General features: G+C 37.2%; 14 protein-coding genes and 1 riboswitch. Of the genes, 9 read left to right on the top strand and 5 right to left on the bottom strand.

Features of this window, described 5'->3' with window-relative positions:
• Positions 1-8: 8 nt before the first annotated feature.
• Both V7138_RS06920 and V7138_RS06915 read left to right on the top strand, forming a co-directional pair.
• Positions 9-3788, top strand: a complete 3780-nt coding sequence (locus V7138_RS06920) for an AAA domain-containing protein (protein WP_335395328.1) — start codon at positions 9-11, stop codon at positions 3786-3788.
• 244 nt (positions 3789-4032) lie between these two features.
• Positions 4033-4416 (top strand): DUF4183 domain-containing protein, encoded by a 384-nt coding sequence (locus V7138_RS06915; protein ID WP_335395325.1) that lies wholly within the window; start codon positions 4033-4035, stop codon positions 4414-4416.
• Positions 4417-4441: 25 nt separating this feature from the next.
• Here the strand turns inward: V7138_RS06915 and V7138_RS06910 are convergent, their stop codons facing one another.
• On the bottom strand, positions 4442-4813 hold the full coding sequence (locus V7138_RS06910) for a DUF4183 domain-containing protein (RefSeq protein WP_335395322.1): 372 nt from the start codon (positions 4811-4813) through the stop codon (positions 4442-4444).
• A gap of 264 nt (positions 4814-5077) precedes the next feature.
• Between V7138_RS06910 and V7138_RS06905 the strand changes: the two genes are divergently transcribed.
• Positions 5078-5536, top strand: a complete 459-nt coding sequence (locus V7138_RS06905) for a hypothetical protein (protein WP_335395319.1) — start codon at positions 5078-5080, stop codon at positions 5534-5536.
• Positions 5537-5629: 93 nt separating this feature from the next.
• Here V7138_RS06905 and V7138_RS06900 read toward each other — a convergent pair whose 3' ends face one another.
• Genes V7138_RS06900 through V7138_RS06885 form a run of 4 tightly spaced genes read right to left on the bottom strand, consistent with a single transcriptional unit; the run spans position 5630 to position 8321 of the window.
• Positions 5630-6403 carry a thiazole synthase gene (locus V7138_RS06900; RefSeq protein ID WP_335395541.1) on the bottom strand — a complete coding sequence of 258 codons (774 nt, stop codon included), beginning with the start codon at positions 6401-6403 and terminating at the stop codon, positions 5630-5632.
• Positions 6400-6603 carry a sulfur carrier protein ThiS gene (gene thiS / locus V7138_RS06895; RefSeq protein ID WP_335395317.1) on the bottom strand — a complete coding sequence of 68 codons (204 nt, stop codon included), beginning with the start codon at positions 6601-6603 and terminating at the stop codon, positions 6400-6402. Before thiS ends, V7138_RS06900 begins: the two co-directional genes overlap by 4 nt.
• 13 nt (positions 6604-6616) lie before the next feature.
• Positions 6617-7729: a glycine oxidase ThiO gene (thiO, locus tag V7138_RS06890; RefSeq protein ID WP_335395316.1), complete on the bottom strand. Its 1113-nt coding sequence runs from the start codon at positions 7727-7729 to the stop codon at positions 6617-6619.
• Positions 7719-8321 (bottom strand): thiamine phosphate synthase, encoded by a 603-nt coding sequence (locus tag V7138_RS06885; RefSeq protein WP_335395313.1) that lies wholly within the window; start codon positions 8319-8321, stop codon positions 7719-7721. Before V7138_RS06885 ends, thiO begins: the two co-directional genes overlap by 11 nt.
• 118 nt (positions 8322-8439) lie before the next feature.
• Positions 8440-8549, bottom strand: a riboswitch (TPP riboswitch).
• A 278-nt stretch (positions 8550-8827) separates the two neighbouring features.
• On the opposite strand from V7138_RS06885, the gene V7138_RS06880 reads away from it, so the two are divergent.
• The 6 genes from V7138_RS06880 (at position 8828) to V7138_RS06855 (ending at position 17678) form a co-directional block, all read left to right on the top strand.
• Positions 8828-9934 (top strand): DUF4145 domain-containing protein, encoded by a 1107-nt coding sequence (locus V7138_RS06880; protein WP_335395310.1) that lies wholly within the window; start codon positions 8828-8830, stop codon positions 9932-9934.
• A 398-nt stretch (positions 9935-10332) separates the two neighbouring features.
• Positions 10333-11592, top strand: a complete 1260-nt coding sequence (locus V7138_RS06875) for an ATP-binding protein (protein WP_335395309.1) — start codon at positions 10333-10335, stop codon at positions 11590-11592.
• 197 nt (positions 11593-11789) lie between these two features.
• Entirely contained in the window at positions 11790-13163 is a 1374-nt protein-coding gene (locus V7138_RS06870) for a hypothetical protein (RefSeq protein ID WP_335395306.1), read from the top strand.
• Positions 13164-13503: 340 nt separating this feature from the next.
• The gene (locus V7138_RS06865; RefSeq protein ID WP_335395304.1) at positions 13504-16878 is read left to right on the top strand and encodes a phosphodiester glycosidase family protein; all 3375 of its coding nucleotides are present in this window, start codon (positions 13504-13506) and stop codon (positions 16876-16878) included.
• Between the two features lie 153 nt (positions 16879-17031).
• On the top strand, positions 17032-17409 hold the full coding sequence (locus V7138_RS06860) for an SET domain-containing protein (RefSeq protein ID WP_335395301.1): 378 nt from the start codon (positions 17032-17034) through the stop codon (positions 17407-17409).
• Positions 17410-17468: 59 nt separating this feature from the next.
• Positions 17469-17678, top strand: a complete 210-nt coding sequence (locus V7138_RS06855; protein WP_335395298.1) for a hypothetical protein — start codon at positions 17469-17471, stop codon at positions 17676-17678.
• The last annotated feature ends 260 nt before the right edge of the window (positions 17679-17938 follow it).

Here is a 17938-nt window from a genome sequence, read left to right as displayed (position 1 = left end):
GATCTAAATTGAAAGAAAAATTAACGGTTTTAAAGGATAGATTGAATGACATTAGTCGACGAAATCGATCGATTCGCATGCTTAAGGTGTATAACAAATGGAATTTTGATTTGAATGAAGTAACGAAAATTAATAAAAATCCTCTGGATATACTGGAGGCCGTTATTAGAAACAAACGACAAATTGAACTCGTGAAACAGAATGTGAGAGACGAAGAATCACTGAATCTGTCGGGGAAATTGACTACTCTTTATCGTAATTTAAAAGGGATCGAAGATGAAACAGGGTTATATGATCTATATATTGGATATCCATTCATAAGTGGAGCCATGTTAGACGGGACATACATACGAGCACCCTTATTTCTACATCATGTTAAATTAGAACGAGTAAAGGAACTTGGTACTAAATGGGTACTTCACCCCATGGAAGACTCAGAGCCGATGTTAAATCGTCCGCTCTTTTTAGCGATGCAAAAATTGAGTAATCTGACTGTCCCCGATGAAATGTATGACGAGGCTGTCGGGCAATCAACAGAAATAGATTTTCTAGGTTGGTTAACATGGTTGAAAAAATACAATGTTAACATCAATTGGTCGAATTCTCCTGAGTTAGAATCGTTTAATAATCTTACAACTGAACTCATCCCGAAGTTTAAAAAAGGTGAGTTTCAATTAGACAATTACGCAATTCTCGGTCATTTTCCACAAGGAAACTCTGCTATTTTAAAAGACTATGAAGACTTCCTTCTACAAGTGGAAGCGGGTGTTTCGGATTTGGGCTTGGCCGGGGAATTAATGAGTGTTGGGGATGAAGGTTCTACCTTTACCTCTGACAATTTCGAAATGGGGGAAAGGTTTACAAAAACAGCTCCTAAAATGGAAAAGGAAAAGTTCTTTGTACTCGACACGGATGCTTCACAAGAGGAAATCATCAATTCGATCGAACATATAGATGGCTTAGTCGTCCATGGGCCACCTGGTACCGGAAAGTCACAGGTCATTGTCAACATCATAGCAAATGCAATTGCCGATAAAAAGAAAGTTTTATTAGTCTGTCAAAAACGCGCAGCATTAGATGTTGTGTATCAAAGACTCGATAGTCTTGGGCTATCTGCGAGTGTAAGTCTTTTACATGATGAAAAAACGGATCGAACTTCTCTTTATCGAAAGCTCCATAATCGTTTGGTTAAAGATGAGTTTGTCCAAGATTTAGAAGTGGAATACGAACAATTATCTCATAAAATTGAAAAGTGCGAAGATGAACTGAACGCGATTGCCAAAGGGCTATATGAAACACAGCCTCATGGGTTCCGGGCATATGACCTATATGGTCTTGGGAAACCAGTCAACCAGCAGGAAGTCATTCTTAATTTGACAAATGTCATTAATTATTTAAATAAGAATAATTTAGATGACGTATTAACAACAGTTCTTTCCTATGGAAATTATTTCAGTCGGTTTGGACAGGATAATTATCCTCTAAAAGACCGTAAATCCTTTGCTATGCTAGAAATAAAGGATCGATTAACCATTGTAGAAGTCCTCAAGAAGGTCTCTGAAAAAGCTGAAAAGAGCATTTCCTATCTCAACCATTTTGGCCAAGAGGGTATTACACCAGAGTATAGCTGGGAGGTCGGCGGAAAGCTGGAGAAAATCTATGAGGACCTAAACCCCCAGGAGAAAAAGACGCTCCAAAAACTCAGACTTTGGTGGTGGACCTCTTTTACAGGAAAAACAATTGTCGAAGAATTAATTGAAGGTGACAAATTTAAAGGATTATCTTCCACCGAGTGGCCAAAGCTAAAGGAGAGCTTACGAATTCTCTATGAGCTATCACAAGTGTCAACTAACATGACAAATGATATAAAACAGTTATCTCCTTATTTTAAAGAGGAGAAATTACAAAGGTATAAGGACCAAATCTCAAAAGGTGATATTCCACTGTCCGAATTTCAAAAGCAACAGGAATATGTAATTCAAGATTTTGAAGACCTTCGAAATATGGACAGAATCTATGACGAGAGTCTGCCTTTAATTAAATCTCTCATCGAGGAATTAAAGGATAAAAGCAAGGACCAGCTCCACCGAGAGTTAGCGAAACAGTGGGTTGAGCATACAAAGCAATCGACCTACATTTACTGGATTGATGAAATTGAACGAAAGCATCCAGAACTTACAAAGATTGGAACGGAAAGCTTTCAGCGATTGCGAACAAGATTCAATGAACTTTTAGAAGAAAAGAAGGCACTTTCAGCTAAAGTCCTGCAAAATCGTTTAATAAAAGCACTTGGTGAAGTGAAGGTGCAGCATTCCAAAGCCATTAAAGACATCATTTACCAAACGGGAAAGAAAAGGCAGATTTGGCCTGTTCGAAAACTCGTTAATAAATATGCGCTAACGGGTTTATTAGATGTACTTCCAGTTTGGCTTGTTTCACCTGAGACTTCGTCGGCTATTTTTCCATTAGGGAAGAATCTGTTTGATCTTGTTATTTTTGATGAAGCATCCCAGCTAACGGTTGAAAATGGCATTCCATCTGTTTACAGGGCTTCAAAAGTCGTTATTGCAGGGGATGAAAAACAATTACCGCCCAGTAATTTATTTAAGGGAAGTATCCAAATTGATGAAGATGATGTGGATGAAGACGATCTCGTTGAATCGGAAAGTCTGTTAAATCTTACAAAACGAGTATTCCCAAGTAAAATGCTGCAATGGCATTATCGGTCAAAGTCGGAAGAATTGATACATTTTTCTAACCATGCCTACTATAATGGCAATATTCAAATCGCGCCAAACGTTGAACATCTAAAAAAACCAGCTGCTATCCAATGGCGAAAAGTAGATGGCAAGTGGATCAATCAATGTAATGAAGTTGAGGCAAAAGAAGTCGTGTTATTATTGAAGGAATTACTTCAAAAAGACGCAAATAAGTCAATTGGGATTATTACGTTTAACTCAAAACAACAGGATAAAATTCTCGATTATATTGATAAGTTGGCGGAAGAAGATGCTGAATTCAATACTTTGTATGATCAGGTGATGGGGAAAGAGTTGGATGAACAAATCTTTGTGAAAAATATCGAAAACGTACAAGGTGATGAACGAGATATTATCATCTTTTCGGTCGGGTATGCTAAAGCTGAAAATGGCAGGGTATACAATCGATTTGGTCCCTTAGGGCAACAGGGAGGAGAAAACCGCTTAAATGTGGCTGTTACTCGTTCAAAAGAAGCAATCTATGTTATTTCAAGTATTGAACCAAATGAACTGGATGTCTCGAAAACGAAAAACGTGGGACCGAAGTTTTTTAAAAGCTATTTAGAGTATGCCCAAGCTGTTTCGAATCTACAAAAAGAAAAAATCGAAGCAGTACTCTCAGAGTTGAATGTAGAGATGAACACACAACGCCAAGAAAAGGCTCTCCATTTTGATTCACCTTTTGAAACTCAGGTGTATGAACAGTTAACCGATTTAGGATATAAAGTCGATACTCAAGTAGGTATGTCTAGTTACCGGATTGATTTAGCAGTTGTCCATCCCGAAAATGAATCAAAGTATATCTTAGGAATTGAATGCGATGGCGCGATGTACCATAGTTCGCCATCCGCCAAGGAAAGAGATGTATATCGTCAAAAATTCCTTGAAAGCAAAGGCTGGACCATCCACCGCATCTGGAGCAGAAACTGGTGGAAGGACCCAAGCTCTGAATTAGAAAAAGTCGATCAGTTAATAAAAGAAATTCTGGAAAAAGAAAAGTATTTGGTAAAAATAAAGCAGATGATGTAGTTTGGGACAGAGGGACAGGTTTACTGTCCCAGGTAAAACCTGTATGGAAACACTTGATTTCATGCAGGTTTTTTGTTTATTAAATCATTAAAATCGAGTAAAAAAGGATAACTTAAAAAAAGAAATGACTCATTAAAATGCCCTTTTTATTGATTAAATAAAGATTATTAATGCATATATCCAAGCAACTCCTAAGAGGTTTCATACTATGCAAATATTATTAATCGTAAAAGGGGGTCATTCCATGGCTTTACAGCTGATGAAACTTCAAGTAAACGCAGCTACCGTAACAACAATTGGACCTGATACAGAAAAGTTTTTTCATGTAACTACTGGTGAAACAGCTACCGGTTCTGCACTGACAATTGATACAGCTTCTTTTTTTGATGATACTGGTGCAGCTGCAACTACTCTTCCTGCCCTTGCAACAGATAACAGTTACTATAATGTTAATATTAATGGTGTGTTACAAATGGAAGGGATTACAACATATACACCTGGTGCTACAACTGTTGGATCCTTAGTCATTAATGTTCCTGCTGGAGGAGAGCCAATCTTAGCAGGTACACCTGTTGTTTTAGAAGTAGTTAATTTCTCACCAGCATCAACAACAGATGTTGCAACATAAAAAGAATATTCGAACAGTTATATAACTAATAAATTGTAATGAATTGAATGATTATAGGTGTGTTTTTTAGGGGAACATCTATTGTATTTAAACGCAGATATCCTTTTTTAATTTCGTACGTATTAGGTGGTTGCAAAACCCCATTTATAAACAGATTAATAAATGAAACTGAATTTGGGTCCAAAATACCACGTTCCCCATATTCTTTAAGTTCATCTTCATTTGTATAGGTTGATTTAACTCCATCTGATAAAGTATTGTACTGATATACTTCAGTTTTACGTACATCATTAGAAGATTTTATTAATGGAATACTGACTAGTACATGAGAAAATGTTGTTTTCCTGTCATAAATCCTTCGAGTTGAAATAATATGCTTATTCTTATTTGGCTTCATCTTTACCACCTAGACTTTTTTTTTATTATACGTAACACCTTATCTTATGGACTGTGAAAAATGTTAGGCGGACTAATCAATTTTTTTAAAAAGCGGGGACAGGCACTGGGAATCTCTATGTAAAACAAAACGTTATACATATTATCGTATTTATTACCGTTATCTAACAGAAGTAAAGAATTATGAGTTAAGCCATTCTAAAGAAGAGCGTTTAAAAAACATTTTTCCTTTAAACGTTTCTAATTAGATAAGGGGGCTTAACATATGAAAAAATCGGTACCATCTTTTTTAAGTGCAGCCTTATTAGTTGTTGGACTAGCAGGTTGTGCAGGTAACGATAATAACTTTGATACACAAAATAACGATGGGGATGTAAGAATTTTAAATCAACGAAATCAAGGTGACCAAGACAACAATCGTGGTTTCAATCATAGAGACACAAATAATAACAGAAATGGAAATAACAATGGTCGCACCAACATTATGAATGATAACCGTGGCCAAAATTGTGATGAATTGAATACAGGCCGACCTGGTGTAGGCACTACCGAAATGGGAACAGGGACTAGTGGAGCCGGTGGGGCTGGTACAATGGGAGCTGGAACAGCAGGAAGTGGAGCTGGAGTTGGTACCGGCTTAATAGGAGGTCCAGGTGCAGGTACTACAGGCACCGGATTTGATGGCTGTGGAAACGGGACCGGTATAGGATCCGGAAATCGATAAAACTTACACAAAAAAAGATTGAGACTTCAACCAATCCCTACTAGGTACTGGCTTGGAGTCTCTTTTAATAATTGAAAATTTTTTCCGATATTCTTATGAGCCAACCAAGCCTGTCATCGGACTACTCGCGACTGCATAGTCTTTTTCTTCAATTCGACCTGCTTCATAGCCTAACCGTCCTGCTTCCAAGGCAAGCTTTACAGCGCGTGCCATTTTTACAGGATCTTTTGCACCTGAAACAGCTGAATTTAATAATACTCCTTCTGCACCAAGTTCCATTGCATAGGCAACATCCTTTGGAGAACCGATTCCTGCATCAATGATGACCGGAACCTGAGATTGTTCGATAATAAATTTTAAGTTCAACGGATTAATAATTCCTTTACCCGAACCAATTGGACTTGCACCTGGCATAATCGCATGAACACCTAGGTCCTCCAACCGTTTGGCTAATACTACATCATCTGACGTATACGGTAGCACAATAAACCCTTCATCGAGAAGCATTTCTGACGCCCTTAATGTTTCAATTGGATCTGGTAAAAGCGATCGGTCATCCCCAATTACCTCAACCTTAATCATGTCACATAAACCAGAAGCCTTCGCTAGTTTCGCAATTCGAACAGCCTCTTCGGCCGTTTTCGCTCCTGCTGTATTTGGTAGTAGTGTATATTTTGTTAAGTCCAATTGCTCTAAAAAATTGGGCTGACTTTCTTCAAAAATATTCATTCTTCTTACAGCAAACGTTAAAATTTCTGCGTCTGATACCTCCACAGCTTGCTTTTGAATTTCAAAAGACGGGTATTTTCCAGTTCCTAATAAAAGTCTAGAATTAAAAGTACGATTTGCAATTGTTAACATGATTATCCTCCTCCTACAAATTGAACGATTTCGATGACATCCCCATTTTTGAGTTTCATTGTTTTATAGTCATCTTTTTGAATAATATCTTCATTGATCTCTACAATCACAATCCGGTTTTCCAACTTATAATGTGCCAAAAGCTTACCCACTGAACTTACTTCTTCAGGGAGTTCTACAAACTCTCCGTTAAGCCTAATCCTCATTTATATCACCTCCCTAAATCATGGCTGTTTGCCTTCGATCAAGACGAAAGGCATCAATCCATTCTTGTTTTACCCGATTATTTAATACAAGATCTCGGATCATTTTCCCGGTTGCTGGTGCAAGTAGAATCCCATTCCGGAAGTGGCCACAAGCTATAAAAATGCGTTCCTCCTTAGGATGTCTGCCGATAAATGGATGCCCATCAAAGGTGGTAGGTCTTAAGCCTGCAGTAAATCCGTCAATCTTCCAGTTTATAGAAGAGGGGAGCATCTCTTTTGCTTTATCAATTAAAAATTGAACACTTTGTAGGCTAATTGAATCATTCCAGTCATCCTGAACCATCGTTGCACCAATGACAAGCTTGCCTTTATTTCTTGGCACGATGTAAGATTTATCGTAAAACAACGTGTGCTGTAACATCTGATTGTGATGTTGAATGATTAAACTTTCTCCTTTAACAGGTGATAACTGTTCAGATATTCCAAGGTTCTTAAATAGTTTGTTGCTATAAACCCCTGTAGCTATAACGATATGCTTAGCTTCAACATTGCCTTTTTCTGTTTTAACGATGTAGTTGCTATCCTTTTTGTCGATTTCATATACATAACAATTTTCAACAATAGAAGCACCATGTATCTGAGCGGCTTTTGCAAAAGCCTCACAAGTACTGGTAGGAATTACACTCACATCATCTTGGATATAAGCAGCACCTAGTACATCATCGTTAATCTCAGGCTCCATCCTTTTAACTTCATGTCGGTTCAACCATTTGACTGTCGGCAGCTTAAGAAGCGAATCGAGATTTTGCTTGTCTTCATTAGTGAAAGCTAGCTTTAGTATCCCTCCCGTCCTATACCCAATATCAACACCACTTGTTTCATATAGTTCATCCTTTAAACGGGTGTATTCCAGTTGGCTTGATCTTGCAAAAGGGAAGAAGAGGGAGTAATCACCATCACTTTCTGAATGTGCACCGAGCATGCCAGCAGCCGCTTTCGTTGTTTTCATTCCTATTTGTCCCTCTTCAAACAATGCCACCTCTACATGTGCCTTTGCTAAGAAATAGGCAATAGAAGAACCAATAATCCCACCACCAATAACAACTACTTCATAATTATTCTTCATGTTGAATCGCCTCATTTAGTTTTTTGGTTATCAAAAGGGGATTATCAGCGTTAAAAATACTGGACATGAGTGCTATCCCATCTGCCTCAACAAGTTTGATAGATTGAATGTTTTCTAGCGTTATGCCACCAATTGCATAGACAGGGATTTTCATTTCTTCTTTCATATGTAGAATGGGTTCAATCCCATTTGGAGGCAATCCCTGCTTGCTACTTGTTTCAAAGCAGTGACCATAGAGGACATAATCTGCTCCATGTATTTCAGCTTCTGTTGCTTTTTCAAATGAATGAACACTGCAGCCAACCCGTATATGAGGGTACCGTTGTTTAATCATTTGTATAGGAAGTCCATGCTCAGGTAAGTGAACAGTAGGAATGCCCATACATAATGCAACATCTAAGCGGTCATTTATTATGATTTTTTCTTTTTCCACACCATTAATGAGTAAAGACTCGATTAATGTTAGAAGTTCTCTGACTGACTTTGTTTTTTCTCTAATTTGTACAAAATCAATCACATCTTTAATCGTGGTAATTTTTTCAGCTAGAGCTTCTACGGTGTGTTGATCATCTGTCACAGCGATTAATTTCATCTGATTCCTCCGTTTTCGTTCGTCTACTTGTAGCATTAAAAGGAATAGAACGGTAAAAGCACAACAAAAAACCACTCTCCAATGCAGGAAAGTGGTTTGTATTGTACATAAACAATCAAAATTGCCTTTACCACATTCCTACGCAGGTACAAGCCTGTTCAGGTAATGAGGGTTTCAAAGTAACTACTTTTTTCTCAGCTCTTATCAAGAGTTCCCCTAGTGAAAATACAAAATATTTAATTATATATTAAAATTAACACAATTAAGGTGAATTGAAAAGGGATATGAATCAAAGGTTGGGACAGAAGGACAGGTTTGTTGTCCCATTGTGGTACCCGGATTATCCTGGTTTTTGCCTCATACGCAAAAATTTCAAAACGTTTAAATGTGTAAAAACCATTGATTGTCCTCTTCATTTCATCTAAAATAAATATCTTAAAGACGGCCTGAGTCTATATAAAAAGATTCTGGCCTTCATTATGCGGTCGGGAAAGGAACACCATGTCATGAATTCATCTTCGTATTTTTATAGATTTTTAGAACCTATATCCAAGGAACTAGCCTTTTTAGCGAGAGAATTAGAAAATACCATCTTTTCGAGCCCACGTACGATGCTTACCCATTCAAGGGTACTTATTGAAAATATTCTTCAACAAGTAATGAAATATGAAAAAATGAAAGAAGATCCGCGTATAACATTAAAAGGGAGACTCACTATTTTAGATAATGAAGGAATTCTTACAACTGAAATAAGAGATGCTCTTCATCTAGTTCGTCAACTAGGTAATCAAGCCTCACATGACAAACGAAAGTTTCGTTTTTCTGAAGCCCTTTTATCATGGGAAGCCATATACAGGATTGTCAGATGGTTCGTCGAAGTGTACACCTTATTATCGATTGAGGTCCCGGAATACCAGGATCCAACACCTCCGAAGGAAGAACGTTATGACATTACCGAATTGGAGCTCCGTTTGAAATCACTAGAGGGTTTATTAGTTGCTTCTATGAAAAAGGGAACTACAAATCAAAAAGCACGCCATGAAGTTTCTGCTTCAACCGATGCTGAACCAGAAAAAATGGCAGAGCCAGGGTACACAACGATTCGTACAATTGAATATAAAGGGGACACACTTGAAGTTCCTTATTTTCTACGTGATGCTTTTTTATTACCACAACGGTTTGATAAATCGGAGACCTTTTTAATCAGATTAGGTGCGGAACAGCAGGCGCGAATCATGAGTGAATTACCTAGCAATCTCGAAAACCTTCATAAGCATGTGAAACGATTCAATGAAAATAATGACAAGCAATTGTTTGAAGAACTAAAAATCTTTATTGAAGAAGAAAAGATTCGTAGAAAAGTTACCCTTGAACGACCTGGTGACCTTTTTTTATTTTATAAGTCAGATTACATTATCCTAACAGATGCACTGAAAAAAATACCACTAACGAAGGACGAATTTACTGGAATTCCAAGTCTCATAGAACAATTAAATGAAGACGGAATCCATACTGTTGGACACCTTCCAAAAGAGTTGGTGATTCTTGGAAAATATAAAAATGTCGGAGTTGTGAATGTAGGGAGATTGTTTGGGCAGTTGAAGGGTAAGTAAACGTGTTTACTTACCTATGGTTTCTAAGGCACCCTTGCTAGGTGTCTTTTTTGTAGTGGCAATATCCTCAGGTGTTGATTATCCCCGAGAGCACTCTATTAAAATGAATAATCATCATTTCGCTTCAAAACAATATCCGTTCACAATTAAGTGTAAAATTTAATAAAAATTGAGTTTATGGCCGAAAAATTAGCAGGAAATTCTTGTTTTTTGACGAATTTATAGGAGCAATCCTTAGGAAGGCGAATTAACCCTCATAATAGTTCCATTTATTAACAATGGAATATTTATTCGACAAGAAAAGAGATGATTCTCTTAATATTCAATATCCATATAACATTTGGCCGTGTCGGATAGTTTCATATGATGATCTTCTAACAGTAAATAGGGGGAGTAAGGTGTTTACTTATATCGAAACATTATTATTAAATATGCTTTTTTTGGTAGTCTTTCTATTATTTATTCCCCATTTAATTGAAACAAATGTCAAAAATATATCTTGCAAACTAAAAAAGGTAATTCAATTAGTTTCGGTACTAATAGCAATGATAAGTTGTATGTTATTTCCGTTTCACATTGGTGATGAAATTATCATGGATTTGCGGACGATTGCGATTATCGTCGGTGGTGTGTACCTTGGAAGAAAAGCTGCTCTAACTTTAGTTACTATTTCTCTCATTATTCGTCTTTATTTAGGAGAACTTGGAAGCGGATTTTATGCTTCAGTCATTACAAGTTTTGTCATTTTGTGTGCTTTGTTACTGCTCCAGAATACGTTTGAACGATCTATGAAGCATAAGAGAATCTTTATTGCATGTAGCTTTTCATTTCTTCTTTGCTCATTCATTTTATTAACCCGAGTTTTATTTGGGCATTTACATCTATCTGATTATATGGTCATTATCACTTTTTTCTTAGTTCATTTACTCAGCACATTTTTTATTGTTTATTTTTGTGAAATGCTGCGAGAGTTTGCTCACATGAATATGCAGGTCATTAAAGCTGAGAAATTAGAGGTAGTTAGTCATCTTGCCTCCAGTATTTCACATGAGGTCAGAAACCCACTTACCGTAGTAAAAGGGATCTTACAAATGTTATATAAAGATGAATGGGATGAAGAAAAGAGAAAGCTGTTTATCGAAATATCACTTCAAGAAATTGACCGTGCAAATGATATTATTGGAAACTATTTAACTTTCGCAAAAACCGTTCAAGAAGATCATATAATTGTAGATCTTGAACAAGAACTTAATCGTTCCATTAATGTGATTACCCCAATGGCAAACATGAACTGTGTTGATATTCAAACAAATATTGTTCCATGCCGTATGAAAGGTGATCCACAGCTTTTACAACAATGTTTCTTAAATCTAACGAAAAATTGTATAGAAGCGATGCCAAATGGAGGAAATCTCTTTATTCGTACCAGAATACAAAATGATGGAATCGTAATTGAAATAAAAGACACAGGAGAAGGAATGACGAATGAACAGCTTAAACATATAGGAGAGCCGTTTTTTACGACTAAAGGTAGAGAAGGGACAGGCCTAGGGATGATGGCAGTCATAAAAATCATAAAACTAATGAATGGAAAACTGGATGTTACAAGCAATAAAAACGATGGGACTCAATTCAGTATTTACTTTCCTCTCCCATAATGTGGGACAGAGGACAGGTCCATTGTCCCAGCAAATTCGTTTCTTATTCAGTTGATTATGGTGTTTATCGTGAATGACACTGGGGTTGGAAAGAAAATCTTATAATCTTTCAGTAATAATTGGTAATTATCTTGTAGTTTTTTCCTCCTATGCTATACTTTGATTGTTTGATTTAAACATCTTAGAAGGAGGAAAAAATGAAACAATTTCCATTGTTCCGCTATCTTTACATTTTTTACTCACTTGTATTCTTACTTCATACGATAAATGTTTTTATAGATAGTGAGACGATCAATTACATACTTGGAGTTCTTGCAATCTTTATGCTAATTGTGTCATTTCCTTTGGCATCGGGGCTTTTCAAGATTCTTGGAGGAGCATTTTTAGGAATAGGGGGATATTTATTTTTTACAACAGGGCAGTCATTTCATGTCATTCCTAGTTTATTAACTTCAAATCTGTCACTTTTAACCCTTTTAGCGATGCTGCCTTGGATGAATAGCATTGTGCGGAGTGGAAGATTTGACCGTAATTTGAATCTTATGATGAAAGTAAATGTCGCAGACCTTGGTAAATTATATCCACGAAGTTCTTTAACGACGCATATTCTTGCGGCTTTTTTAAATTTATCAGCTGCCACCATTTCACAAGATGTACTTAAGAGCACCTTATCTTCGTTTAGTAAAGAGATTCGTAATTCATTTATTACAACAGCATCCCTAAGAGGTTATTCATTAGCGCTATTATGGAGTCCATTGGAGATCATGGTTGCCGTTTCCATATTTGCCACAGGTGTAGATTATGTCACACTCTTACCATGGCTCATTTTGATGGCGGTTATTGCCTATATATTAGACTCACTTTTTGGACGTTTTTATTATAAAAAATACAAATTTGAACAAACAAGTCGTAATAAGCAATCCATAACCAATAAAACAGTATTAGTGAGAAAAATGATTCAGTTTATCTTTGCATTAGTCTTATTCCTAGTCCTTGTTATATTGATTGGAAGTCTATTTAATTTAAGCTTTATTTTAACTGTAACAATCCTTATTTTCCCATTTGCTTTCATTTGGTCGTTACTCTTGAAAAGAAGGAGAAGCTTTTGGGCAATTGGATGGAAAAGTTGGAAAACGAAAACCAATACAATGCAAAATTTTATCGTATTATTTATCTCACTTTCCTTATTTTCCACTAGTTTAGGAGATACAGAGTTTTTAGAAGTGATTCAAAAGCCATTGTCGTATGTTTCCGATTATCCGATGCTTATCTTGTTCCTCATACAAGCAATTTTTGTAATCCTTAGTATGTTTGGTATCCATCCAATCGCGACAGTTGGTATTTTAGCGGGTATGATTACACCATTATTAGACGTAATGAATCCCGTTAGTATTGCTCTTGTTCTCATTAGTGGCTCAGTTGCTACCTTTACAGTAGGAACGTACGGTTTACTTGTTACTTTAACCTCTATGAGTACTCAACAAAGCCCATATCGAATCACCATACAAAACATGCCATTTGCAATCGTAATGGGAATTATCGGAACACTAGTTGCTTACTTTCTACTGTAGTTTTGGAACAGAGGGAAAGGTTCCATGTCCCGAGCTTCCTATTAAAGGCTTGAAATCTAGAAATAGATTCAGGCCTTTTTTCCTGTTTTTAAAATAATTCCTGTGAATTAAATAGAATCCTCTCTTTAAAATTCAAAACCTTAGACCTGTTTTGGAGGTCAATCTCCTGGTGCATGTAAAAAATTTTCCTACTTTTTTCCTGTAAAAACTTATTAATACGGCAATAAATGCTTAATAATCTGTAGTTAATCTTTAAATAGATTCTTGATATAATGAAAATACACTTCAAGAATATTCTGTATATTTTAAAATTATATTTTAGTAGAGGGGAGATTCATGAATGAATGTAAAATGGTGGAGAAATGTACTATTTGCGTCTGCGATTACCGTGCCACTTGCGCCAACGGTATATGCAGAAAACCAACCGTCAGATGTTGCGCAAGCTCGATCAACCTCATCAGATAGAACTGAACCGGTTATTTTTGTTGGTCCAGCTGGCAAGACGCTTGTTTCAAATCAAACGACATCACCGATTGGCCCTAGTGTAGAACTAACTAGTTTTGAAAGATTTGATGCTCGAGGTTGGTTAAATGGGGAGATAATGACGATAGACCTTAGTAATAACAGTATTTCAACAGACTTACTATTTCCTGGTAGTGTATCATCAGCTAAACCGTTGTCTGAAATGGCAAAAAAAGCAGGTGCTATTGCCGGTGTAAATGGGGATTTCTTCGATATTAATAATACGAAAGCTCCATTAGGTACTGTTATAAGTGAAGGTAAAATTGTAAAGGGTCCTCAAGGTAGCCACACATTAACTGCTAGCGTAGGTAAAAATGGACTAGGCTATATTTCAACAATTCTCTTAGATGGAAAGGTAAAACTACCTAACGGTGAAGTTACACTTGATGCCCTTAATCAATACGGAATTTCGAAGGATGGTATCGGCCTATACACATCTGTTTGGGGAAGTGCTGAGCGTTCTCAATCAGGTAGCCCAGTGTATGAGGTAATGGTAGTTGATGGCAAGGTTACCTCTGTAACTGAAGGAGCTGGGAGCGGTGTACTTGCCGAAAATGCTTTTGTTCTTATTGGACGAGAAAAGGGTGCAGAGTTGTTAAAGGATTTAGCGGTTGGAGATGAAGTAACAGTGGAATATGCTCCAAAGACTGACATTGATGTTTCCTTTGCTGTAGGGGGCAATATTAAACTAGTTGAAAATGGGGAGGTTATTTCAAACTTAGACGATACGACATCTGCACCTCGTACGGCTGTTGGATTTTCAGAAGATCGAAAAACCATGATTCTAGCAGCAATTGATGGACGTCAAACAGATAGTCGTGGGATGACCTTTAAAGAATTAGCAGATTTGATGAAGGAATACGGTGCGCATTATGCCTTAAACCTTGATGGTGGAGGTTCCACAACCATGGTTGCTCGAAAAACGGGTACAGAAGATGTAAAGGTTGTGAACCAGCCGTCAGATGGCATTGAACGCTCTGTACCAAATGGAATAGGAATCTTTGCCAAGTCTGGAAGTGGAGAATTAACGAGCTTTGAAGTTGATACGATATTTGACTCAGACAAGAGCAAACGAGTATTCCCAGGATTAACAAGAACATTCATTGGTTTAGGTCACGATGAAAATTATTCTCCGGTTTCAGTTGGGGAAATACAATGGAAGGCACTTCCTGCAGATGTTGGAAATTTTGAGGATGATGGAATATTTCGAGCGAAAAAATCTGGAAATGCAATTGCACAGGCTCAAGTGAAATCTTCCAAAGGTTCAATGGAGATTACCGTTCTTGGTAAATTAGATCGAATTGAAGCATCGGACGCACGTCTTAGTTTAGAATTAGGAAAACAATCTAGTTTTTCTGTTAACGGCTATGACAAAGACGGATACAGCGCACCAATCGAAGCTAGAGATGTGAGCTTAGACTATAATGAAACGGTTATTTCCATCATGGAAAATGTCGATGGAAGCTATACAGTGGTACCTAAAAAAGATGGGGAATCAGCATTAATCACGATAACAGTAGACGACAAGGTTACATATCTTCCGGTTACCATTGGACTTGCATCGGAAAACGTCGATGATTTTGAAAATATTTATGGTTGGTCATTTACAAAATATCCAAATGAGGTCGGAGCTAGCATGAGTCATGTCAATGGAAGGAATGGAAAAGGGATCGAGCTCTCATATGACTTTTCCACATCAACGGCTACCCGTGCTGCATATTTACAAGCATCACCAACAATTGAGTTACCTGGTGACTTACAGAAAATTGGCCTTTGGGTAAAAGGTGATGGAAATGGTGCATGGCTTCGTACCGTAATAGAAGATGCAGGAAATACAAGATATACATTAACACTTGCGGATAAAGTGGACTGGGATGGTTGGAAGTATGTCGAAGCAACAGTACCTGAAGGGGTGCGATATCCTGTGAAGCTCTGGAGAATCTATCCAGTGGAAACCAACAAAAACAAACAATATAGCGGGCAACTGGTATTCGATGATGTGACAGCGAAAGTTCCAACCTCAATTGATGTTCCTGAACAAACGAAAGTTCCAGACCCACTCATTATCCAAAATGGAGTGATTGATAAAGGGCGTTGGACGTTTGCAGTACTTGCAGATAGCCAATTTGTTGCAAAGTCGCCAAATAGTTCACAAGTACAAATGGCCAGAGAATCACTAAGACAAATTGTCGCTGCCAATCCAGATTTCCTTGTCATCAACGGGGATCTAGTTGATACAGCCTGGGAGGAGGACTTTGAACTCGCTGAGCAAATTTTGCAGGAGGAAGTAGGAGATAAACTACCAATTTATTATATTCCAGGAAACCATGAAATCATGGGACCAGGTACATTAGATAACTTCCTAGAAGTCTATGAAAATAATCGATATACGTTTGACCATAAAGGGACAAGATTTATTTTATTAGATTCATCAGCTGGAAGTTTAAGGACAAGTGATTTCCAACAGCTACTTGATCTTAAAAAAACTTTAACTGAAGCTGCAACGGATCCAAGCGTGAAGAACATAGTTGTTATGGCCCATCACCCAACTCGTGATCCGCTACCAACTAAAAATAGTCAACTTAGTGACCGCAAGGAATCTAATCTTCTTGAACAATTCTTAACGGAATTCCGTCAGAGTTCAGGAGGAAAAGGGGCTCTATTTATCGGTGGACATGCCCATACGGTTAGTGTTGAACGTGTCGAGGGTGTTCCGTACATGGTGGTTGGTCCATCTGGAAAAGCACCATACGGTTCTGCTGACGCAGGTGGTTTTTACGAATGGACTATGTTTGGTGTAGATCCAACTCCAGTACCTGCTAATGCAAACGGACAAAGCACTGTTTCAGGTACAGATTGGATTCAAGCAGAAGTGAATCCTTTATTGTTAGATATTACCCTTCAAGCACCAGCAAGAATAAAGGCCGGAGAAACTGTTAAAGTTGAGGCAACAGGTCATCAAAAAGACAATCTTAACTTCCCGCTTCGCTATCCTGCAACCGTTCAATGGCAAGGTAGTGAAAATATCTTTATCGGTAGTGGAGAAGAGCTAGCACGAGCGGAAGCCTCTGGTAAATATACGGCGCTTTTCAATTATGAAACAGGTAATTTAAAAGCTCTAACTGCTGGAGAAATATTCCTTAAGGTTGAAGCAAATGGAATGACAAAAGAACAAATTTTTAGTATTGAATAAAGTGGGATATATCCAAAATATATAAACAGGATGGGGTTGCATTTTCGCAGCCTCTTTTTATATTCAAGAGATTTCCATGCTAATTATGTTTTTATTTTGGTGAATTAATGTTACAGTTAGAAGGCAAATCTAAAAGTTTGGAAGGTAAACAACATGATTGAGATAAAAACATCTTCACTAAGTGATGGCGAATTTAATAGAGGGGTATTTGCTAAAGTTGATATTAAAAAAGGTCAGCTAATCCATGAGGCACCTGTGATTTCATATCCGAACGACCAGCATCAGTACATTGAGAAAACTTTACTCGCTGATTATGCATTCGAGTATGGGATTAATCATACGGCAATCCTTCTTGGCTATGGAATGTTATTTAACCATTCCTATGAACCGAACTGCATTTATGAAATTAACTTCAAAAATCATACATTTGACTTCTATGCATACACGGACATAAAAGCAGGAGACGAAATACTGATTAACTATAACGGCGATGTTGATAACAAAGATGAACTTTGGTTTAATAAGGAGTAAATAAAGCCATTCGTTTTTAAATAAGAGTCTGCGACTGAAAAAATGTGGAGGAACAATGAATGAATAAACGATGGACAATTGGAAAAATTATTGAATTTGTTGAAAACAATTCCGATAGCAAATTGCTTTCGACGGAATTTCATGGTTTTTCTCAAAAGTTGCTATTTAAATGCGCGTGTGGAAGTAATTTTGAAAAAACATTTACGAAATTCAAAAATAATCACCAACGTAAATGTGATGTGTGTCAACCTCCAAGGGCGTCACGTTAATCGATTAGGGACTAATCGACGTTACTTAATACATTATAACAAAAGGGTTTTCTGCTTACACGCAGGAAACCTTTTTTCAATTGAGGAAGAGGCAATTTAAACTAATAATTCAATTAGAAATTTGAACTTTTTGCTACTAATTGAATTTTCTACCCTATCACTTTCTTCCTGTCCCACTTAAAGTCCAATTTAAGACAGAGTATCGGAAAAAAGTCCTATTTGTAAGAGGGAAATAGTTAAGTAGAATCAAAATAAGGAAG

The organism is Bacillus sp. JJ1533, assembly GCF_036965045.1.
In the GTDB taxonomy this organism is placed as follows: domain Bacteria; phylum Bacillota; class Bacilli; order Bacillales; family Bacillaceae_L; genus Ferdinandcohnia.
Note: the sequence above shows the minus strand (reverse complement) of the source record. Positions and strands in the feature narration are given on the sequence as shown.